At 62.2% G+C, this 17649-nt stretch carries 20 protein-coding genes; 11 read left to right on the forward strand and 9 right to left on the reverse strand.

What is annotated here, in order from left to right; translation table 11 throughout:
- Positions 1-133: 133 nt before the first annotated feature.
- The 3 genes from omp10 to VH564_RS16515 all read left to right on the forward strand — a co-directional run bounded on the left by omp10 (position 134) and on the right by VH564_RS16515 (position 2708).
- Entirely contained in the window at positions 134-508 is a 375-nt protein-coding gene (gene omp10, locus VH564_RS16505; RefSeq protein WP_423340949.1) for an outer membrane lipoprotein Omp10, read from the forward strand.
- A gap of 416 nt (positions 509-924) precedes the next feature.
- Positions 925-1371 (forward strand): DUF2231 domain-containing protein, encoded by a 447-nt coding sequence (locus tag VH564_RS16510; RefSeq protein ID WP_423340950.1) that lies wholly within the window; start codon positions 925-927, stop codon positions 1369-1371.
- A gap of 11 nt (positions 1372-1382) precedes the next feature.
- Positions 1383-2708, forward strand: a complete 1326-nt coding sequence (locus tag VH564_RS16515) for a PQQ-dependent sugar dehydrogenase (RefSeq protein WP_423341090.1) — start codon at positions 1383-1385, stop codon at positions 2706-2708.
- Positions 2709-3069: 361 nt separating this feature from the next.
- On the opposite strand, the gene VH564_RS16520 is transcribed toward VH564_RS16515, so the two are convergent.
- Positions 3070-4038 (reverse strand): threonine ammonia-lyase, encoded by a 969-nt coding sequence (locus VH564_RS16520; RefSeq protein ID WP_423340951.1) that lies wholly within the window; start codon positions 4036-4038, stop codon positions 3070-3072.
- A 112-nt stretch (positions 4039-4150) separates the two neighbouring features.
- Positions 4151-4723: a DUF4865 family protein gene (locus VH564_RS16525; protein WP_423340952.1), complete on the reverse strand. Its 573-nt coding sequence runs from the start codon at positions 4721-4723 to the stop codon at positions 4151-4153.
- Positions 4724-4849: 126 nt separating this feature from the next.
- On the opposite strand from VH564_RS16525, the gene VH564_RS16530 reads away from it, so the two are divergent.
- Positions 4850-5782 (forward strand): LysR substrate-binding domain-containing protein, encoded by a 933-nt coding sequence (locus VH564_RS16530; protein ID WP_423340953.1) that lies wholly within the window; start codon positions 4850-4852, stop codon positions 5780-5782.
- On the opposite strand, the gene VH564_RS16535 is transcribed toward VH564_RS16530, so the two are convergent.
- The 6 genes from VH564_RS16535 to VH564_RS16560 form a co-directional block, all read right to left on the reverse strand.
- Entirely contained in the window at positions 5779-6792 is a 1014-nt protein-coding gene (locus VH564_RS16535; RefSeq protein ID WP_423340954.1) for an alpha/beta fold hydrolase, read from the reverse strand. The two genes, VH564_RS16530 and VH564_RS16535, sit on opposite strands and share 4 nt — an antisense overlap.
- A gap of 83 nt (positions 6793-6875) precedes the next feature.
- Positions 6876-7481: a hypothetical protein gene (locus VH564_RS16540; RefSeq protein WP_423341091.1), complete on the reverse strand. Its 606-nt coding sequence runs from the start codon at positions 7479-7481 to the stop codon at positions 6876-6878.
- 124 nt (positions 7482-7605) lie between these two features.
- Positions 7606-7731 (reverse strand): type B 50S ribosomal protein L36, encoded by a 126-nt coding sequence (ykgO, locus tag VH564_RS16545; RefSeq protein ID WP_037069952.1) that lies wholly within the window; start codon positions 7729-7731, stop codon positions 7606-7608.
- A 170-nt stretch (positions 7732-7901) separates the two neighbouring features.
- A complete protein-coding gene (locus VH564_RS16550; protein ID WP_423340955.1) occupies positions 7902-8957 on the reverse strand; it encodes a 5-(carboxyamino)imidazole ribonucleotide synthase in 1056 nt (351 codons plus the stop codon).
- Positions 8954-9448, reverse strand: coding sequence for a 5-(carboxyamino)imidazole ribonucleotide mutase (purE, locus tag VH564_RS16555; RefSeq protein WP_423340956.1), 495 nt, complete (start codon positions 9446-9448; stop codon positions 8954-8956). Before purE ends, VH564_RS16550 begins: the two co-directional genes overlap by 4 nt.
- A 14-nt stretch (positions 9449-9462) precedes the next feature.
- Positions 9463-9666 (reverse strand): YdcH family protein, encoded by a 204-nt coding sequence (locus VH564_RS16560; RefSeq protein ID WP_423340957.1) that lies wholly within the window; start codon positions 9664-9666, stop codon positions 9463-9465.
- Positions 9667-9898: 232 nt separating this feature from the next.
- Between VH564_RS16560 and VH564_RS16565 the strand changes: the two genes are divergently transcribed.
- The 3 genes from VH564_RS16565 to VH564_RS16575 all read left to right on the forward strand — a co-directional run bounded on the left by VH564_RS16565 (position 9899) and on the right by VH564_RS16575 (position 12248).
- Entirely contained in the window at positions 9899-10072 is a 174-nt protein-coding gene (locus VH564_RS16565; RefSeq protein ID WP_142830648.1) for a YdcH family protein, read from the forward strand.
- A gap of 367 nt (positions 10073-10439) precedes the next feature.
- Positions 10440-11093, forward strand: a complete 654-nt coding sequence (locus tag VH564_RS16570) for a thiamine phosphate synthase (RefSeq protein ID WP_423340958.1) — start codon at positions 10440-10442, stop codon at positions 11091-11093.
- A 9-nt stretch (positions 11094-11102) separates the two neighbouring features.
- A complete protein-coding gene (locus tag VH564_RS16575; RefSeq protein ID WP_423340959.1) occupies positions 11103-12248 on the forward strand; it encodes a tetratricopeptide repeat protein in 1146 nt (381 codons plus the stop codon).
- Positions 12249-12264: 16 nt separating this feature from the next.
- On the opposite strand, the gene VH564_RS16580 is transcribed toward VH564_RS16575, so the two are convergent.
- Entirely contained in the window at positions 12265-14007 is a 1743-nt protein-coding gene (locus VH564_RS16580) for a chemotaxis protein (protein WP_423340960.1), read from the reverse strand.
- Positions 14008-14358: 351 nt separating this feature from the next.
- Here VH564_RS16580 and VH564_RS16585 point away from each other — a divergent pair, with 351 nt between their 5' ends.
- Genes VH564_RS16585 through VH564_RS16600 form a run of 4 tightly spaced genes read left to right on the forward strand, consistent with a single transcriptional unit; the run spans position 14359 to position 17616 of the window.
- Positions 14359-14688, forward strand: coding sequence for a hypothetical protein (locus VH564_RS16585; protein ID WP_423340961.1), 330 nt, complete (start codon positions 14359-14361; stop codon positions 14686-14688).
- Positions 14685-15053, forward strand: a complete 369-nt coding sequence (locus VH564_RS16590; protein WP_111222370.1) for a response regulator — start codon at positions 14685-14687, stop codon at positions 15051-15053. Before VH564_RS16585 ends, VH564_RS16590 begins: the two co-directional genes overlap by 4 nt.
- A complete protein-coding gene (locus tag VH564_RS16595) occupies positions 15050-17122 on the forward strand; it encodes a chemotaxis protein CheA (protein WP_423340962.1) in 2073 nt (690 codons plus the stop codon). Before VH564_RS16590 ends, VH564_RS16595 begins: the two co-directional genes overlap by 4 nt.
- Positions 17119-17616 (forward strand): chemotaxis protein CheW, encoded by a 498-nt coding sequence (locus VH564_RS16600; RefSeq protein WP_423340963.1) that lies wholly within the window; start codon positions 17119-17121, stop codon positions 17614-17616. Before VH564_RS16595 ends, VH564_RS16600 begins: the two co-directional genes overlap by 4 nt.
- Positions 17617-17649: the final 33 nt, after the last annotated feature.

Below are 17649 nucleotides of genomic sequence, written 5' to 3' on the forward strand. Positions count from 1 at the left end.
GTGCGGGCATTTTTGTTACGCCTGAAGGATAAATCCACGGAGACGGAATCCGAGCCTTGCTTTCAAGGGGGTGCCGCTCCATCTTTTTCCAAAGTGTGCGGCAGATGCCGATTCTGAATTTCGGGGAAGTACCATGAAGATCAAAGCAAGCCTTGCCCTCCTAGTCTCGGCCTTGTCGCTCGCATCCTGTATGGATCAGGGTCCGCGCCAGATGCCCATGCAGGTGGCGACCCGCCAGGCGCCGCAGACCGTCGACGGAACCTGGGCCGATCCGAACGGCATCATCTCGACCTTCCAGGGCGGCGGCTTCTCCACCCGCACGACGGATTCCAACCAGCTGCTGGCGTCCGGCACCTACACCAACACAGCCCCGGGTCTCGTCGAGATCAACATGACGTCGCTGGTTCGCAAGACGACGTCGAAGGTCAATTGCGCGTTGGTCAATTCCAACCAGCTGAACTGCACGTCCGATAGCGGTTCGCAGTTCTCTCTCACGCGCCGCGGCTGACGGAACATCGTTCGGCACATATGGCGAGCAGCTCCCGACAGGGAGCTTTGGGTCGGCTGACAGAGGTATTCTCCAACACCTCTGCAGGTCACTTTAGAAATTGAGCCGGTTACCAAACGCCCCTCTTCCTCGCCCTTGTGGCGGAGACCCTTTCAGCTCAAGTCCATGAGCTGAAAGGGTCTTTTGACACGACAGATGTCGTGTCGCTGGATCCCCGCCACAAGGGCAGGGATGAGGGAGCTTAGGATACTGCTCTCGTCTAACAAGCTTCTTCAGGGTTTATCAGCAGTCTCAAAAGCTCCCCTGGCGGGAGCTTTTTGCGTTGTGGGCACCAGGCATCCGGCAGGAAAATTGGAACGAAAGGCGCTCTCTCAGGTTGGGTGATTATGGCAATTTGCCGGCAATGAGAGAAAACCATGACTGATCCCATTATGTACCCCGTGCGGCTGGTCAGGCCGCCGCTCTTCCTTCCCCTCTGGCATTTCGCGGTCGCCTGCTTCATCGGCACGATGATTACCGACATCACCTACTTCCGGACCGCAGAGATCATGTGGGCCGATTTTTCGGCCTGGCTCCTGACCGCCGGCCTGGTTGTCGGCGTGGTGGCAGCGATCCTCTGCCTCGTCGATTTCTTCATCGGCCGCCTCGTTGGCGTCAACAGGCTTTCGGTCGTCTATGTGCTTGGCAACGGCGTTGGCCTCGTCATCGCCTTCTTCAATGCGCTGATCCATAGCCGGGATGCCTGGACCTCGGTGGTTCCGATGGGCCTCGTCCTTTCTGCCGCAACCCTTGTCGTTCTGATCCTGGGTGGAGTGATGGGCCGCGCTGCGGTCTATCGTCGTGACCTTGGAGTCGTCGAATGAACCGTACCATGATGTCCCCCGTGACTATCCGCCGCTCGCTCGCCCTGGCGCTGGCAGGCTCCTCGATGCTCGTGCTTGCCAGCTGCGGCGACGAGCCCGAGCCGACCAACGAAATCGGCGCCAATCCGCCGCTGCCGGCCCAGTCCCAGTACCTCGTGCCGCCGATGCATATCGCCCCTGTCGTCGGCTGGAAGAAGGATGAGACGCCGACCGTGCCCGAGGGCATGAAAATTCAGGCGATGGCGTCCGGCCTCGTGCATCCGCGCCAGCCTTATGTGCTTCCGAACGGTGACGTCCTGGTGGTGGAATCCGTCGCGCCGCCGGCAGCCTCGATCAAGCGCCCCAAGGACCTCATCATGGGCTGGGTCCAATCCTTCGCAACGGCAAGCCCGCCGCAGGAAGCCAGCAATCGCATCACGCTGTTGCGCGATGCGGACGGCGACGGTGTCGCTGAAGTCCGCGAGGTGTTCCTCGATAAGCTGAATTCGCCCTTCGGCGTGGCGTTGGTCGGCAACGATCTCTACGTCGCCAATACAGATGCGATCATGCGGTTTCCCTATACGCCGGGCGCTACGAAGATCACCGAGCCGGGTGTGAAACTCGTCGACCTGCCGGGCGGCCCGATCGACCATCACTGGACGAAGAGCATGGTTGCCAGCGCTGACGGCAAACTCCTCTATGTCGGCGTCGGCTCCAACAGCAACATCACCGAGAATGGCATCGGGGCCGAAAAGGACCGCGCTGCGATCTGGGAAGTCGACCGGGAAACAGGCCGTTCGCGCCTCTTCGCAACGGGCCTGCGCAACCCGAACGGGCTGACTTTCGAGCCGCAGACCCAAGCGCTGTGGGCCGTCATCAACGAGCGCGACGAGCTCGGCCCGAACCTGGTGCCTGACTACATGACCTCGGTGAAGGACGGCGCCTTCTATGGCTGGCCCTACAGCTATTACGGCCAGAACGTCGATCCCCGCGTCATGCCGCAGCGGCCCGACCTGGTCGAGAAGGCTGTCATTCCCGATTACGCGCTGAGCTCGCACGTCGCACCGCTCGGCATGGTGTTCTACACCGGCAGTAACCTGCCGGCGGCCTATCAGGGCGGCGCTTTCGTGGGCGAGCATGGCAGCTGGAACCGCAAGACCTTCAACGGCTACAAGGTGGTCTTCATTCCCTTCGCCGACGGTCGCCCCAACGGCAAGCCGCAGGACGTCGTCACCGGCTTCATGGGTGCGGACGACAAGACACGCGGCCGCCCGGTCGGCTTGGCAGTCGACAAGACCGGCGGCCTGCTGATTGCCGACGATGCCGGCAATTCCCTCTGGCGTGTGTCGGCCAAGTAGGCGGATTGTGCGTTTATACATTGCGGGGCCCGGTGCTGAAAAGCATCGGGCTTCTTAGACTGCTGACAAATTCTAAAGAGGCTTGTTTGACGAGAGCGATACCCCGTTCTCCCTCATCCTCGCCCTTGTGGCGGGAATCCAGCGAAACGACGTCTGTCGGGTCAAAAGACTCTTTCAGCTCAAGGACTTGAGCTGGCTAGATCCCCGCCATAAGGGCGAGGATGAGGGGAGTTTCGCAACCGGATCAATTTTCCAAGTGACCTGCGGAGTTGTTTGGTAATACCTTTGTCAGCAGTTGCGGGGCCGGTGCGACAAACATCGGGCTTCGCTACGTTTGCGGGCATGGCGATGGGCACGCCGGTCAGCGGTTCAGCGAACGCAGGAAGACCTCGTCATCGACATTGCCGCCGGAGGCGACTGCGATCACGGTATCGCCGGCAATTTCGTCACGGCGGAACAGAGCTGCGGCGAGGGCGACCGCGCCGCCGGGCTCGACCACCAGCTTGAGGCGGGTGAAGGCAAGCGCCACGGCTTCCATGGCTTCGTCGTCGGAGACCACCAGGCCCGGGCCGCAGAGGCGCTGCATGATCGGGAAGGTGATGGTGCCGGGTTGCGGCGTAATGATCGCGTCGCAGACAGAGCCCTGGAGGGTTGCGTTGCGCTCGATCTGGCCTGAGGCAAGCGAGCGGGTTGCGTCGTCGAAGCCCTGGGGTTCGCAGGGCCGGACCCGCATCGATGGCGCCCGCGCTTCCAGCGCCAGGGCGATGCCGGAGGTCAGGCCGCCGCCGCCGCAGGGTACCAGCACGTCGGCAGCTTCTATATTTTCCTCGCGGGCCTGGTCGGCGATCTCGAGGCCGGTCGTCGCCTGTCCGGCGATAACCATGGGTTCGTCGTAGGGCCGGATCAGCGTCAGGCCGCGCTCCGCCGAGAGCCGCGCGCCGATCTCGTCGCGATTGCCGCTGGCCCGGTCATAGAGCACGACCTCGCCACCGAAGGCGCGGGTGTTGTCGATCTTCAGCTTCGGGGCATCCGACGGCATGATGATGACGCAGGGAATGCCATGCATGCGGGCGGCAAGGGCGACGCCCTGGGCATGGTTGCCGGAGGAGAAGGCGATGACCCCACGGCTGCGGGCCTCCGGCTCGAGCGCCGAGATCGCCGACCAGCCGCCGCGAAACTTGAAGGAGCCGGTGTGCTGCAGGCACTCGGCCTTGACGAACAGACGCCGCCCGGCGATTTCGTCGAGGAAGGGCGAAGACAGCAGCGGCGTCCGCCGCGCCCTGCCGGACAGCCGGACGCGGGCAGCTTCGATCATTGCGATATCGACCATGGGTGACCTCTGTTGAAGGAAGAGCACCTCCTGCATAGTTCGTTCGCCTGTCGCGCAAAACAACGACATTGTCCCGGTGACAGAATTTCGCGCTGACAGAAGGACTATGGTTTCATCCGTGCTCCGGTAGCGACAGGTGCCCGAGGCGATAGGCGAGGGTGCCAGCGTCCAGCGCCTGCTGGGGCAGGTCCTTCCACAGGCGAAAGCGGAGCCGCTTCCAGCCCGTGGGATCGCAGGCGGAGACCGAGGCGAGGGCACCGCCGGTTTCGGTATCGGCCAGGGCCGCTGCGCTGTTTTGCGCGCGCGCTACGCCGAGATCCGCACCGGGGCCGATGTCGGTCACATCTCTGGTGGCGAAGCGGGCCTCACGGATATCCTTGGCGATTGCCGTCTGCCAAGAAATCCAGGTCTTCACCTGTGGTCGGCCGAAGGCCGCGCTGACTCCGGCAAAGCCCGGGCCGCAGAGAAAGTCGTTCAGGCCGCCGCCGTCCTGCCAGACATAGAAGGGCGCATAGAGATTGTCGCGCGATCCCGTCACCGGATCGCCTTTGCGGGCGGTCAGATAGGCCTTGAAGACGAGGCCCGGGAAGTCGTCGAGCAGAGGACCCTTGTCGCGGATCCTGGCATCGACGATGTCCATGTCGTAGTCGGCGGGGAGGGGGAAGCTGTACTGCATGGCGATCATTGGATTTATCCGGTGTTGTCGGGTACTTGCTGGCTGTGGGTGAACTTTGCACCTTTATCGCAGAGTTTCATTGTCCCGATAATCAGATATAACTGCGCCGACATTCCTGAAAAACTGGATGATGCCATGGGTACGACCGTTTTCGACCTCGACGTCCTCAGAAGCTTCGTCGCCGGCATAAAGCTCGGCACGCTCGCGAGGGCGGCTGACCATGTCGGTCGGTCGACTTCCGCCGTCAGTGCCCAGATCAAGAAGCTCGAGGACCAGGTGGGGCGGCCAATCTTTCGCAAGGCGGGTCGTGGACTGGCGCTGACGGAAGCCGGCGAGACGATGTTCGTCTATGCGCAGCGTTTGCTGACGCTCAACGACGAGGCGTTGACGGCGGTCCAGGGTGTTGAGCTCGAGGGCTGGGTGCGGCTTGGCCTGCAGGAGGATTTTGGCGAGGCGCTGCTGCCTGAGGTGCTCGGACGCTTCGCCCGCGCCCATCCGAAGGTGAGGATAGAGGCACGGGTGGTGCGCAACGCGGAATTGATGGAGCGGGTGAGATCGGGGCAGCTGGATCTGGCGCTGGCCTGGGGCAATGGCGATCGCACGGATCACTGCACGCTGGTGGGCGCGGTGCCAATGTGCTGGGTGGGGCCGCGTGAGGGGCGTGTCGGCTGGACGACCGACAGCGTTGAGCCGATGCCGCTTGCGACGCTGGAGGCGCCCTGTCTGTTGCGCTCTGCGGCCACGAAGTCGCTTGAACAAGCCGGAGTCGGCTGGCGCATTGCATTCGTCAGTCCCAGTCTCAGCGGTTTGTGGGCTGCGACGGCGGCGGGGCTGGGGATCACCGTGCGCACGCCGCTTGGCCTGCCCGCGACGGTGCGGCCTTTGTCATCAGGCGAACTCGGCCTGCCACCCTTGCCAAGCCTCGAACTCCTTCTGCACCGGGCGGCGTCGAAACAAAGCCCCGCGACAGAGCGCCTGGCCAAAATCATCCTGGAAGCCTTGCATCCGTCGCTTGCGGCCATCAGGCACGGCACGGACGAAAAGGAGCTTACGATCGGAGGAAGTTAAGGTTCCGATTTTTCCAGCATATGGGCAATCCGCATCTCCGCCTGTCGCCCCATCTCCCGCAAGTCCTGCGGCATCCCAGCCAGCTGCTCAATCGCTGCTATGGCGACGTCGTTGGCGATGTAATCGGGCTTGTGGCCGAGGTTGTGGATGGTGATCAGTTCGGCGCCTGTGATGTCGCGCTCGAGGCCGATCGAGTGCAGTTCGGCCAGCACCACGTCGTCGCGGTCGCCGGTTATGATGACGGTGGGAGCCGTGATCTCGCGGTAGCGCGGGGCTTCGCGGGTGACGTAGCCGAGCAGGTTGACGACGTCGCGGGCGTTGTTGCGGAAGACGGTCGGGCGCAGCACCAGGGCCGGTGCGGTTTTCTCGACGTAGCCGTCGGGCCTCGGGTCCGGGCTGAAAACGCCGACGGTGCCGCGCTCCAGCTTCCTCAGGCCGGCAGGAATCACCAGCAGGTTGGCGAACAGCCAACCGATGACCGGCATCGCGGCCAGCGTATAGTGCCAATCGACGCCGCCGGGCCAGGGGTGGGTGGCGGGGGCGAGGAACAGCAGGGCGGCTGTCTTCTGCGGGTGGCGGACGGCGAAGGCGGCGGCAATCGCGCCGCCGAAGGAGTGGCCGACGATGATGGCCGGGCCGATCCCAAGCCTGTCCATCAGCGCCGCGATGGCATCGGCTTGTCCCGAGGGGAACCCATTGTCCGGGCCGCCGCGTTCGGAATAGCCGTGGCCGGGGCGGTCGACGAAGAGCATTTCGGCACGGCCCTCGAGGGGGTCTCTGAAGGCATGCATCTGGTCGCGCAGATTGCCGCTGGCGCCGTGGATGAAGACGAGCGGCGGCAGGTCGGCGCCCGGAGGGCGGGGAAGGTAAAGCGCATTGATTCGCATGCCGCCGATGTCGGTCAGGGTGCCGATGTTCGGGTATCGCTTCTCGATGGTGCGGACTTTTGCGGCTGTATAGGCGAAGGCGAGCGCAATGAGCGAGGCCAGCAGGATAAGGACAATCAGCATCGACAGGCGACCCGTGGGATGCCCGACGTCGGATCGCCGGGCTTATTGCCTTCATACGTTCCGGGGAGCAAATCGGTTGCCTGTCACGTCCGCGTGCCGGCCAGTTTCTCGGTCAGTTGATCGACCTGCTGCTGGGCGGCGCGGCTGGCGGGGTAGATGGCGAGGAATCGCTGCCAGATTTCCAGCGCCTGCTGGTCCTTGCCGTTTTCGCTGAAGATCGCGGCCATGCCGGCAAGCGCCCCGAAATGGCGGGGTTCTATGCGCAGCACCTGTTCGATATCGGCCATGGATTTGTTGTAGTCGCCGAGCGCGTAGTTCAGCGTCGCGCGCTGATTCCAGCCGTCGACATAGCGCGGCTGCAGGGCGATGACCTGATCGAGAAAATCGAATGCCGCGGCGTTGCGCTTCTCGGCGATGGCCTTGCCGGCCCATTGCATCAAGAGATCGACCGTCGCGCTGCCGGATTGCGACCATTCGATCTTAATCTGATTGGCGATGGAGGCGGCCTGGTCGGGATCGTGCTGGCGGCGGAGCGCGGTGAACAGCGCGTCGAGGCGCTTTTCCGGGGACGCTGCCGGGTCCTGCTGCTCGACAATCCGTGTGTCTTCGGCCGCAGCCACTTGTGGCGCGACAATTGCGAGCATCAGCGGAATAAAAAGGCGCAAGGCAAAAACGAGCATGGCGGGCATAGTAGCCCGCCAGCGCCGGATATCAAAACGAATTTGCTTGCGCGTCATGCCGACCGAAATCCGGTCTTTGTCCCATGCGCGCGAGATCCGCAGCGCAATGGGCAAGCAAACCGCATCGCGTCAATCAGCCCTGACGAGCCTTGAAGCGTGGGTTCAGCTTGTTGATGATGTAGACGCGGCCCTTGCGACGGACGAGACGGTTGTCGCGGTGACGAGCCTTGAGCGACTTGAGCGAATTCTTGATCTTCATTTTTTCGATCCGCGAGGTTTTAGGGGGAATGTCACATTCGCCCGTATCTTTTAACAATCAAAAGCGCGCTCGTGGCGCGCTCTTTTAGGGTGGGGAGCAAATACCGTGTCGCTTCGGCCGTGTCAACCGACTATCCGGGGTTTTTCCCGTCGCAATCGGCCCCTCCCGGACTAAAGAAGGGTCGTGACATGACCCATCTTGCGACCGGGCCGGGCTTCTGTCTTACCGTAGAGATGAACAAGGGTGTTGTCGCGGGCCAGCCAGTCCGGCACCGAGTGAATGTCGTCGCCGATCAGGTTCTGCATGACGCACGCTGCGTGGCGGGCGGGATTGCCGAGCGGCAGTCCGGCAACGGCGCGGATATGTTGCTCGAACTGCGAGATGACGCAGGCCGCCTCCGTCCAGTGGCCGGAATTGTGCACGCGCGGCGCCATTTCGTTGGCGATCAGGCCACCGTCCGGCAGCACGAAGAACTCGATGCCGATGACGCCGACGTAGTCGAGTGCGGTGAGGATGGTTTCCGCTGCCGAGGCCGCCGCCGCCGCCGTGTCTGGCCACAGGTTGGCGGGCAGGGTGGAAGTGTGCAGGATGCCGGCGCGATGGACGTTCTCAGCCGGGTCGTAGCTCCTGATCGATCCTTCCGGATTGCGGGCAGCGATGATCGAGATTTCGCGCTCGAAGGGCACGAAGCTCTCGAGAATCAGGGGGACGTTGCCCAGTGCGGCATAACCACCCTCCGTGCTGTCTGCGAGCGAGCGGTAGACGCGCTGTCCCTTGCCGTCATAGCCGAGCCGGCGCGTCTTCAGCACGCCCTGGCCGCCGAAATCGGCAATGCCCGCGTCGAGGTCCGCCTGGCTGTCGACGGCATGGAAGCGCGCCGTCGGGACGCCGCATTCGTTGAGGAACTGCTTTTCCGTCAGCCGGTCCTGCGCCATCTCGAGCGCTTTCGGCGGCGGGTAGACGGCGACGCTGCGCGCCAGCAGTTCGGCGGCAGACACGGGGACGTTTTCGAATTCGTAGGTCACGACATCGCAGGCGGAGGCCAGCTCCGCCAGTGCTGCCGGGTCGTCATAGGCAGCAATGATCTGGCGGTTCGCCACCTGTGCCGCCGGGCAATCGGCCTGCGGCTCAAGGATGATGGTCTGGAAGTTCAGCCGTGCTGCGGCCATGGCGAGCATGCGGCCGAGCTGGCCGCCGCCGATGATGCCGATCGTTCTTGCCGTCATAGGTCATCCATCGGGTATTCAGCCACGGCAGCGCTCTGGGCCGCCCGCCATTCTTCCAGTCGGTCGGCGATATCGTCGTCGCTGAGGGCAAGCACGGCGGCTGCCAGCAGAGCCGCATTGACGGCGCCGGCGCGACCGATGGCGAGGGTGCCGACCGGAATGCCGGCAGGCATCTGGACGATCGACAGAAGACTGTCCTGGCCGGACATCGCCTTCGACTGCACGGGCACGCCGAAGACCGGCAGCGAGGTCATCGAGGCTGCCATGCCGGGAAGGTGAGCCGCGCCGCCGGCGCCGGCGATGATGATCTTGAAGCCTTCGTCGCGCGCGCCCTTGGCAAAGCGCACCAGCCGGTCCGGCGTGCGATGGGCGGAGATGATTCGCGCGTCATAGGTAATGTCGAGCGCTTCCAGCGTGTCGGCCGCGTTCTTCATGGTTTCCCAGTCGGACTGACTGCCCATGATGATGGCGACAGGCGGTCTTTCTGTCATGGCAACGCGTCCCTTCAAGCTGTGATATCCGGAATGATCTGGTCTTCCAGCTTGGTCAGCTTGTCCTTGATGACCAGCTTCTTCTTTTTCATCCGCTGCACGCGCAGCTGATCGCATCCCACTTCGATCATCGCGTTGATGGCAGCGTCGAAATCCTCATGTTCCTGGCGCAGTCGCGCCACGATGAGCCTGACATCGGCCTGGTCCTGATCGGGCATGGTGTTCGTCCCCAGTCGTAATCACGCGGAATCCTTTGGATGCCACGGGTGAATTGCGCAAGCTCCTATCACCAAATAACGGTAACGGGAAGTTATCCTTGACCATGAATTTGCCGCTTACAAGTCACTTTTTGGCCTTCGACATTGATGAATTAGTATGTCACACTATTGTCGTTAAAGCCTAGAACTCCAGCGATGGATGGCTGGGGAAGGCAAGCAGAAGGAAGGTCAAATGACTGTTCAAGCTCATCTTGAATCGCTCCAGAAAAAGCATGTCGCCCTCGAAGAGAAGTTGCACTCCGCAATGACTTCCCCTTCCGTGGATGACCGTGAAATTGCGGACATCAAGCGAATGAAGCTGAAAATCAAAGACCAGATCCAGCGTATCGCCACATCGGTACATTGAGTTAGCAAGACACGGTTGCCGCGTTTCGCGCAAACGTTCCGTGGACTTCAGGCAGACGGCCTGCGCCTCCCGGGATGCGGCACCGAACACAGAACTGGCATAGTGTCGCGCCGACTTCGTTCGTGAGGAGTGGGAGTTGGCGCCGACATTCGGTTCTAAGCGGCAGGTCGCTTTTGTTTTGACCAATCGTTCCAGTCGGTCGTTTTCGAAACCCAGCCTGCTTCGGCTGGGTTTTGTTATTTAGCCCGGCTGACGGTGCTATCGTTTTCCGGCGAACTCCCCTTGTCAGTCGGCGCCAACGGATTTACTCACAGGTCGAAGTGCCGGACGTTGTCTTCCGGTTGGATGCGCCGAATAGGAATCCTGCATGACCTTGCCCCCAAGCCGTTGCCGTCTGGTGCTGATCGTGCCCGATATGGCCGATGTTGCCGAACAGCACGCGCTCGTCGCAAAAGCCCTTGAGGGAGGCGATGTCGCCTCGGTGATCATCCCGCAATATGGGATGAACGAATTCGACTTCCAGAAATCGGCGGAAAAGCTGGTGCCGGTGGTGCAGGCTGCCGGTGCGGCGGCGCTGATCGCCGGCGATAGCCGCGTTGCGGCCCGTGCCAAGGCCGACGGTCTGCATGTCGCGGGCGGTATCGATGAGTTTACCGAGGCGATGGAGAAGCAGTCGGCGAGCTTCATGGTCGGCGGCGGTATCGCCAAGGACCGCCACACGGCTCTCGAAATCGGCGAGTTGAGACCAGACTACGTCTTCTTCGGCAAGCTCGACGGAGATTTCAAGCCCGAGGCGCATCCGAAGAATGTCGATCTCGGCGAGTGGTGGGCATCGATGATCGAGATCCCCTGCATCGTCATGGGTGGGACCGACCCGAACTCGGCGCTCGACGTGGCGCTTTCCGGCGTCGAATTCGTGGCGCTGAGATCGGCCGTCTTTGCCGACCCGGCCGCTGTATCCTCGGTAGTTTCCGCCGTGAATGCTCTGCTGGACGAAAAAGCGCCACGGTTTGAAGATTGATAGCAATCCATGTCGCTTTCGCCCCGCTATCATCCGTCCATGCTGTTCATGGCTTTCCTCACCGGATTTGCCGCGCTTCCCTTGTCGGCGAGCGCGCAGAGCGCGGCTGACGGTGTTGCCAACTCTCCCAATGTCGGCAGCTTTCGCACCGATCATATCGAGCCATCGAACGAGCCGAAACCCGAGCCTTTCAAGAAGGGGGGGGCCGTAAAGCCTTTGCAGCCCAACGCCGAAGAGCCGAAACCTTCCGGCGGCATCGGCGTGCTCGATCGGATGGGTGTCGGCCTGCCGGCGCTGCCGGCGGAAAAGCCCTATACCGGCGTTGTCGACGAAGCCTATGGCGCCTTTCAGCGCGGCTTCTATCTGACGGCCTTCCAGAAGGCACTTCCGCGCGCGCAGCTTGGCGATCCGGCGGCGCAAACCTTGATCGCCGAATTGCTGTCGCAGGGCCTTGGCGTCCGCCGCGATCCGAAGAACGCCGCCTTCTGGTACGGCAAGGCGGCAGAGGGCGGCAATCCGACGGCCATGTTCAAGTTTGCCCTCGCGCAAATGGAAGGGCGCGACGTGCCCCGCGACCGCAAGTCGGCGGACCAGTGGATGAAGAAGGCGGCCGATGCCGGCGAGCCCACGGCGCAGTTCAACTGGGGCCAGAGCCTGACCGCCGACAATGCCGGCGTCAAAGGGCTGGAGATGGCGCTGCCCTATTACGAAAAATCTGCCGCGCAGGGCATCGCCGATGCGCAATATGCAGTTTCGCAGATCTACATCAGTCTCGAGAGCGTCCCGGCCGAGAAGAAGCAGCAGGCTCGGCTGTGGCTGGCACGCGCCGCCAACGCCGGCTTCGACACCGCCCAGCTCGACATGGGAATCTGGCTGGTCAACGGTATCGGCGGCAAGGCCAACCTCGAGGAAGGCTTCAAGTGGATGAAGGTTGCCGCCTATCGCGGCAACGTGGTGGCGCAAAACAAGCTCGCCCACCTTTATATCAATGCGCTGGGCACGCCGCAGGATCCGGTCGAAGCCGCCAAGTGGTACGTCATTTCGCGCAGGGCCGGCCTCAAGGATCCGGAGCTCGAGGACTTCTATCTCGGCATCGAGGACGACCAGCAGAAGGCGGCGATCGACGCTGCCAACAAGTTCCGCCGCGCCCGCTAGGGAGCGGTATTTCCGCTTAGAACAACGCGTCCTCGAACAGGTCTTCGTCGCTTGTGGCCGCCACGGTTTCCACGGCATGCAGGGTTGCGCCTGTCGGGGCTGGCAGAATGTCGCTGTGGACGTTTCGCTCCTGTGCCATCGTATAGACTTTCATGATACGGGCGGCGAGCGGCGCGATGATGTCGGCGAGATCGCCGGCCTCGGACTGGTGCGGACCTGCCAGCTCGCTGAGGGTGTCGGCGCAACTGGCGAGGGTCTCTCCCAGGTCGTTCTGGAAATCGAGCTTGCTCAGCGACAGGCTGATCTTGGTGGCGACCTCCCGACCATGCTCGGACAGGATGGCCAATTCCTGGTCCATCAGGTTGGCGCCGGCGCGGATGTTTCCGACCGCGTCCGCCAGGCGTTTGTCCAGACGGCCTGCGGCTGCTTCATGGGTCGAGGCGACGCCGTTGCCGGCTGTTTCCAGGTGGCCGAGGCCGGTCACAAGGCAGTCGGCTGAATCATCGAGCTTGGCGGCGAAAATCCGGAGTTCGGCCGTGATGACGTTGATCGAGCGGCCTTCTTCACCCATGCGGCTGCAGCGCAGGTTGGTGTTGAGCGCCATGTAGTGGATGTCGGTCTTGACCGCGCGAATACTGGCAATGCTCTTCAAAAGGTTCGACGTCGTGTCGAGTGTCGACTGGCTGATGCGATTTGTGTGCAATCTGGCCGTCTCGACATCCTTGACGATGACGAGCGCGGTGGAGACGCTGTCTTCCAGGGCCCGCATGAAATTGCCGTCGGTCTCTTCGCCGGCACCGTTCATTTCATCCCGCAACTTGAGGATTTCCTGCGTGTCGTGGCTGAAGCTGGTGATCGTCTGGACGACATTGCGGGATTCTCGCTGAAAGTCCTCGACCATGTCGCGCATCTGGGCCGCCGTCAGATGGTGGATGAGGTTCTCGATGCGCGAGCGGGCGTTGCTGCTCAAAGCGCGACCTTCGTCGCTGGCGAAGAATTCTTCCAGGAAGGTGAAGGCACTTTGCACATGCTCGATGCGCTGGCGGGTGATATCGCCGATCTGCAGCGCTGAAAGGGTGGAGGCCACCTTGTTCTGCACGCCACGGGCGATGGCACTGACCTGGCTTGCGATCGCCGCGAGGTCCTTGCGGTGGCCCGCGATCGTCTTTGCATCCTCCTCCAAGGCCGCAACGACCTTGGGGATGGTTATCTCATATCCCTTGGCGGTCTTGGCGCCGACGTTCATCGCCACCTTCAGGTCGCGTTCGAGTGATGTCAGCTGGTCGGCAAAACCGTTGACCTCGTTGGTGCCCGACTGAATGCGCTCGAGGATTTCCTGAGCGAAGCCGCCGAACTCGGCGATGCCAGCCCCGGTAATCTTGACGGTGATCGCGAAGGTCCGCAGGTACCGCATCGTCTCCTGCATGTCGGCCACATGGGTGCTGAGGGCGGCGCCGGCATTAGAGAGGACGGCGAAATTTTCCTGGCGCCGCGTCTCCAACTGGGGCAGGTCGACCAGGGTCCGGACGGTCTGCAGAAGGTCGGCGGTCGTGTCGGTCGATCCCTCGCTGTCGAGCGACTTGGTGAGCCGGTCGAGCGACGCCATGAGCTGGTTGATGACCTCCAGCACCGAAACAAGGACCGCGCCGCCTTCCAGGAAGCGCGATTCCACTTGCGTTCGGGCTGTCTCCAAGGTGTCACGGACGTCGGTCGCCGGCATCCGGAGATTGCCATGCGCCAGAGCTGTTCCACTTGCCATCGTTGTTCCTTTACTTGGATCGCCTCGTCTTGAGACAGAAGTTAGACTCAAGGTCGGAAAGTTCCGGTAAATTTCGACGACTCGTCTGCGTTGTAGCGACCCCTATCGCCTACTAACGTTAACGATTGGTCGGCAATGACGTGCGCATTTGACTCACTGCATCCTAAAGTTTTGAATGAACTCACATTTATCCGTTTATCTATTTTTCGCCACAATTTCTGCCAGGTAAGAAATCGTACCTCCGGGACTCGCTGTAATTGTGTTCCGGTGCAACCCGGGTTTACGGCCTGTTAAGGCTGCCATGAGATTCCTCTACTGACGAGTTAATACTTATCGATACAGGAGGCGATCTTGTCAGCAGATACCGAGTATAACTGCGTTGTGCAGCTTCCTAGTTCTTTGATGATCAAGAATATATCAGAAGTACACAGCGAGATTTCTCTGCGCATGGCGGAAGGCTCCGATTTAACGCTTGATATTCCATCGGATGCCGAGGTCGATCTGAGCTTCGTCCAGCTGGTCGAAGCAGCGCGCATGGATGCGCGGGCTGCAGGCAAGACATTGCACCTGGCGCAACCTGCGACGGGTTCGGTTTTGAAGGTCTTGAAGCGGGGTGGCTTCATCGATTCACAGTCCGCGGAAGATGCGGCGTTCTGGTTACATAGTGAGGTACAGGTATGACTGCGAACATTTTAACGGTTGACGACTCCGCCAGCATTCGAATGACCACCAAAATCTCCCTTTCCAACGCCGGCTATACGGTCACCGAAGCCGTCGATGGCTCTGATGGACTGGCCAAGGCAAAGGGCGGCGCTTTCGACCTCATCATCACGGACCTCAACATGCCTGTCATGGATGGGCTGACGATGATCGAGGAACTGCGCAAGCTGCCTGAACATATGGGCGTACCGATCATCTTCCTGACCACGGAATCGGATGCCGACCTGAAGGCGCGTGCCAAGGCGGCCGGCGCCACCGGTTGGCTGACCAAGCCCTTCGACCCTGAAAACCTTATCAAGATAACCCGCAAGGTGCTCGGCAGATGAACACACTCGATCCAGTCGCCGTCTTTCGTGTCGAAGCTGCCGAAGTCTTCGAGCAGATCGAAAGCGGCCTTCTCGACCTAACGCACAGGCTTGACGACAAGGCGCAGATCGACGCGGTGTTTCGCGGCCTGCACACGTTGAAGGGCTCCGGGGCCATGTTCGGCTTCGATGCGCTCGCGGCCTTCACCCACCACTGCGAAACCGCCTTCGATCGCGTCCGCAAGGGCGAGGTACCGGCGACGGCCGAGTTGGTTGCGGCGGTCTTGGCGGCGCAGGATCACATGCGGGCCCTCGTCGAGACACCGAACGGCGACCACCAGGCTGCGGGCGAACGCCTCCTTGCGGTGTTGCGCGCCGCTGTCGACGGCAGCCCGGCGGCCTCCGCCATGCCGATTGCGGCGGCACAAATCGCGACACCAGCTGCAGCCCCAGCCGTGATGCCTTCCAAGGCCCTAAACCGCTGGCGCATCCGCTTCAGCCTGCCGCACAATGCCATGATCAACGGCACCAACCCACTCGGCCTGCTGGACGAATTGCGCGAACTCGGTGAATGCACCATCGTTGCCAATACTGCAGCCATCCCGCCGCTCGACATTCTGGTGCCGACGGAACTGCATCTCTCCTGGGAGGTGCTTCTGACTTCCGATCAGCCGCGCTCGGCTATCGATGACGTGTTCATCTTCGTCATGGACGACATGCAGCTTGAGGTCGAGACGCTGACCGAAGTTGCACCGGGTGCCATCGCTGTCGAGGAAGCGCCGGTCGCTGCTGCGCCTGTTGCCGCCGCTGTGGCTGCTCCGGTCGTCGCCCCGCCTGTCGCCGTATCCGAAACAGCGCCCGCCCGTAGCGAAGCGGCCACGGCGCCGGTGCCGGCAGACGCCCGTCCGGCCAAGACGTCGGAAAGCGTGCGCGTTCCGGCGGAAAGACTGGACGAGCTGATGGATCGGGTCGGCGAACTGGTGATCGCCCAGTCGCGCCTGCGCCAGTTGGCGAGTTCGAGCTCCGATCTTGCGCTTCGCTCCGTGTCCGAAGAGATCGAACGTTTGTCGGGCGAATTGCGCGATACGATGATGGTGCTGCGCATGGTGCCGGTCGCGACCCTGTTCAGCCGCTTCCGCCGCCTGACCCACGACTTGGCCCGCGAGACCGGCAAGGTCATCGAGCTGGTCACGGAAGGCGAGACGACCGAAGTCGACAAGACGGTCATCGAACGCCTGGCCGATCCGCTTGTGCACCTGGTGCGCAATTCGATCGACCACGGCCTCGAGCCGCCGGCTGAAAGACTGGCTGCCGGCAAGTCCGAAGGTGGCACCGTGACGCTGTCGGCCCGCCAGTCCGGCGGCGAAGTGATCATCTCGATCCGCGACGATGGCCGTGGCATCAACCGCCAGCGCGTTCGCGCCAAGGCCGAGAGCTCGGGGCTCATCCAGCCCGGCCAGGTCTTGTCGGACAGCGACCTGCTGCAGCTGATCTTTGCGCCGGGCTTTTCCACCGCGGCACAGATCACCAATCTTTCCGGCCGCGGCGTCGGGATGGACGTGGTCAAGAAGACGGTCGAGGCCCTGCGTGGTGCGATCGACGTCACCAGCAATGACGGCCGGGGCTCGGAAGTCTCGCTTCGCATCCCACTGACGCTCGCCATCATCGACGGCCTGCTCGTCCGGGTCGGCAGCGGCCGCTATGTGATCCCGCTTTCGGCTGTCGAAGAATGCCTCGAGCTGTCGCTGGAAGAAGATCTGCGCTCGCGTGGACGCAGCTTCATCTCGCTGCGTGATAGCCTGGTGCCGTTTCTGCGGCTGCGCGAACTCTTCCGCACGGGCACCAAGCCGGACGTCCATCAGAAGGTGGTGGTCATCTCGACCGGCACAGAGCGGGTCGGCCTGGTCGTCGACCAGATCATTGGCGACCACCAGACTGTCATCAAGTCCATGTCGAAGCTTCACCAGGATGTCGCGACATTTTCGGGTGCGACGATCCTCGGTGACGGCAACGTCGCGCTTATTCTCGACGTCGTCCATCTGGTCGCCGCCGGTCAGCAACAGGAGGCGCAATTGCGCGCAGCAGGATGAGCCAGTCACTTCAGAACGACAATCATTGGAACGATGCCGAAGAACTCGAAGTTCTGACTTTCGATCTCAACGGCGAGACCTTCGCCCTCGAAGCGGCGATGGTGCAGGAAATTCTCGATCTCCTGCCGGAAACCGCAGTGCCGGGAAGCCAGCCTTTCGTTGCCAGCGTGATCAATTTTCGCGGCAAGGTCATACCTCTGGCAGACCTCCGCCTTGCCTTCGGCATGGAAGCCGCGCCGCCCACGATAGACAGCCGCATCGTTGTCATCGCACTGACGATACAGGACGAACCGACACTGGTCGGATTGCGTACGGATAAGGTGAATGAAGTCACCACGCTGGCGAAAGCCTCCAGCGAAGCGCCGCCCAGTGTGGGCATGCGGTGGCGCCCGGACTACATCAGCTGCCTCGTCAAGCGCGGCGGTGAATTCATCATCCTTCCAAACCTGCAGGCCATTTTCGCGACACGCCGCGATAGGCCGCTCGCTGCCTGACCGGCGGTACTCGACGAAATAGGGGAACTCAAC

Origin of the sequence: Rhizobium sp. HT1-10, from assembly GCF_049472505.1 — a bacterium.
Taxonomy (GTDB): domain Bacteria; phylum Pseudomonadota; class Alphaproteobacteria; order Rhizobiales; family Rhizobiaceae; genus Rhizobium.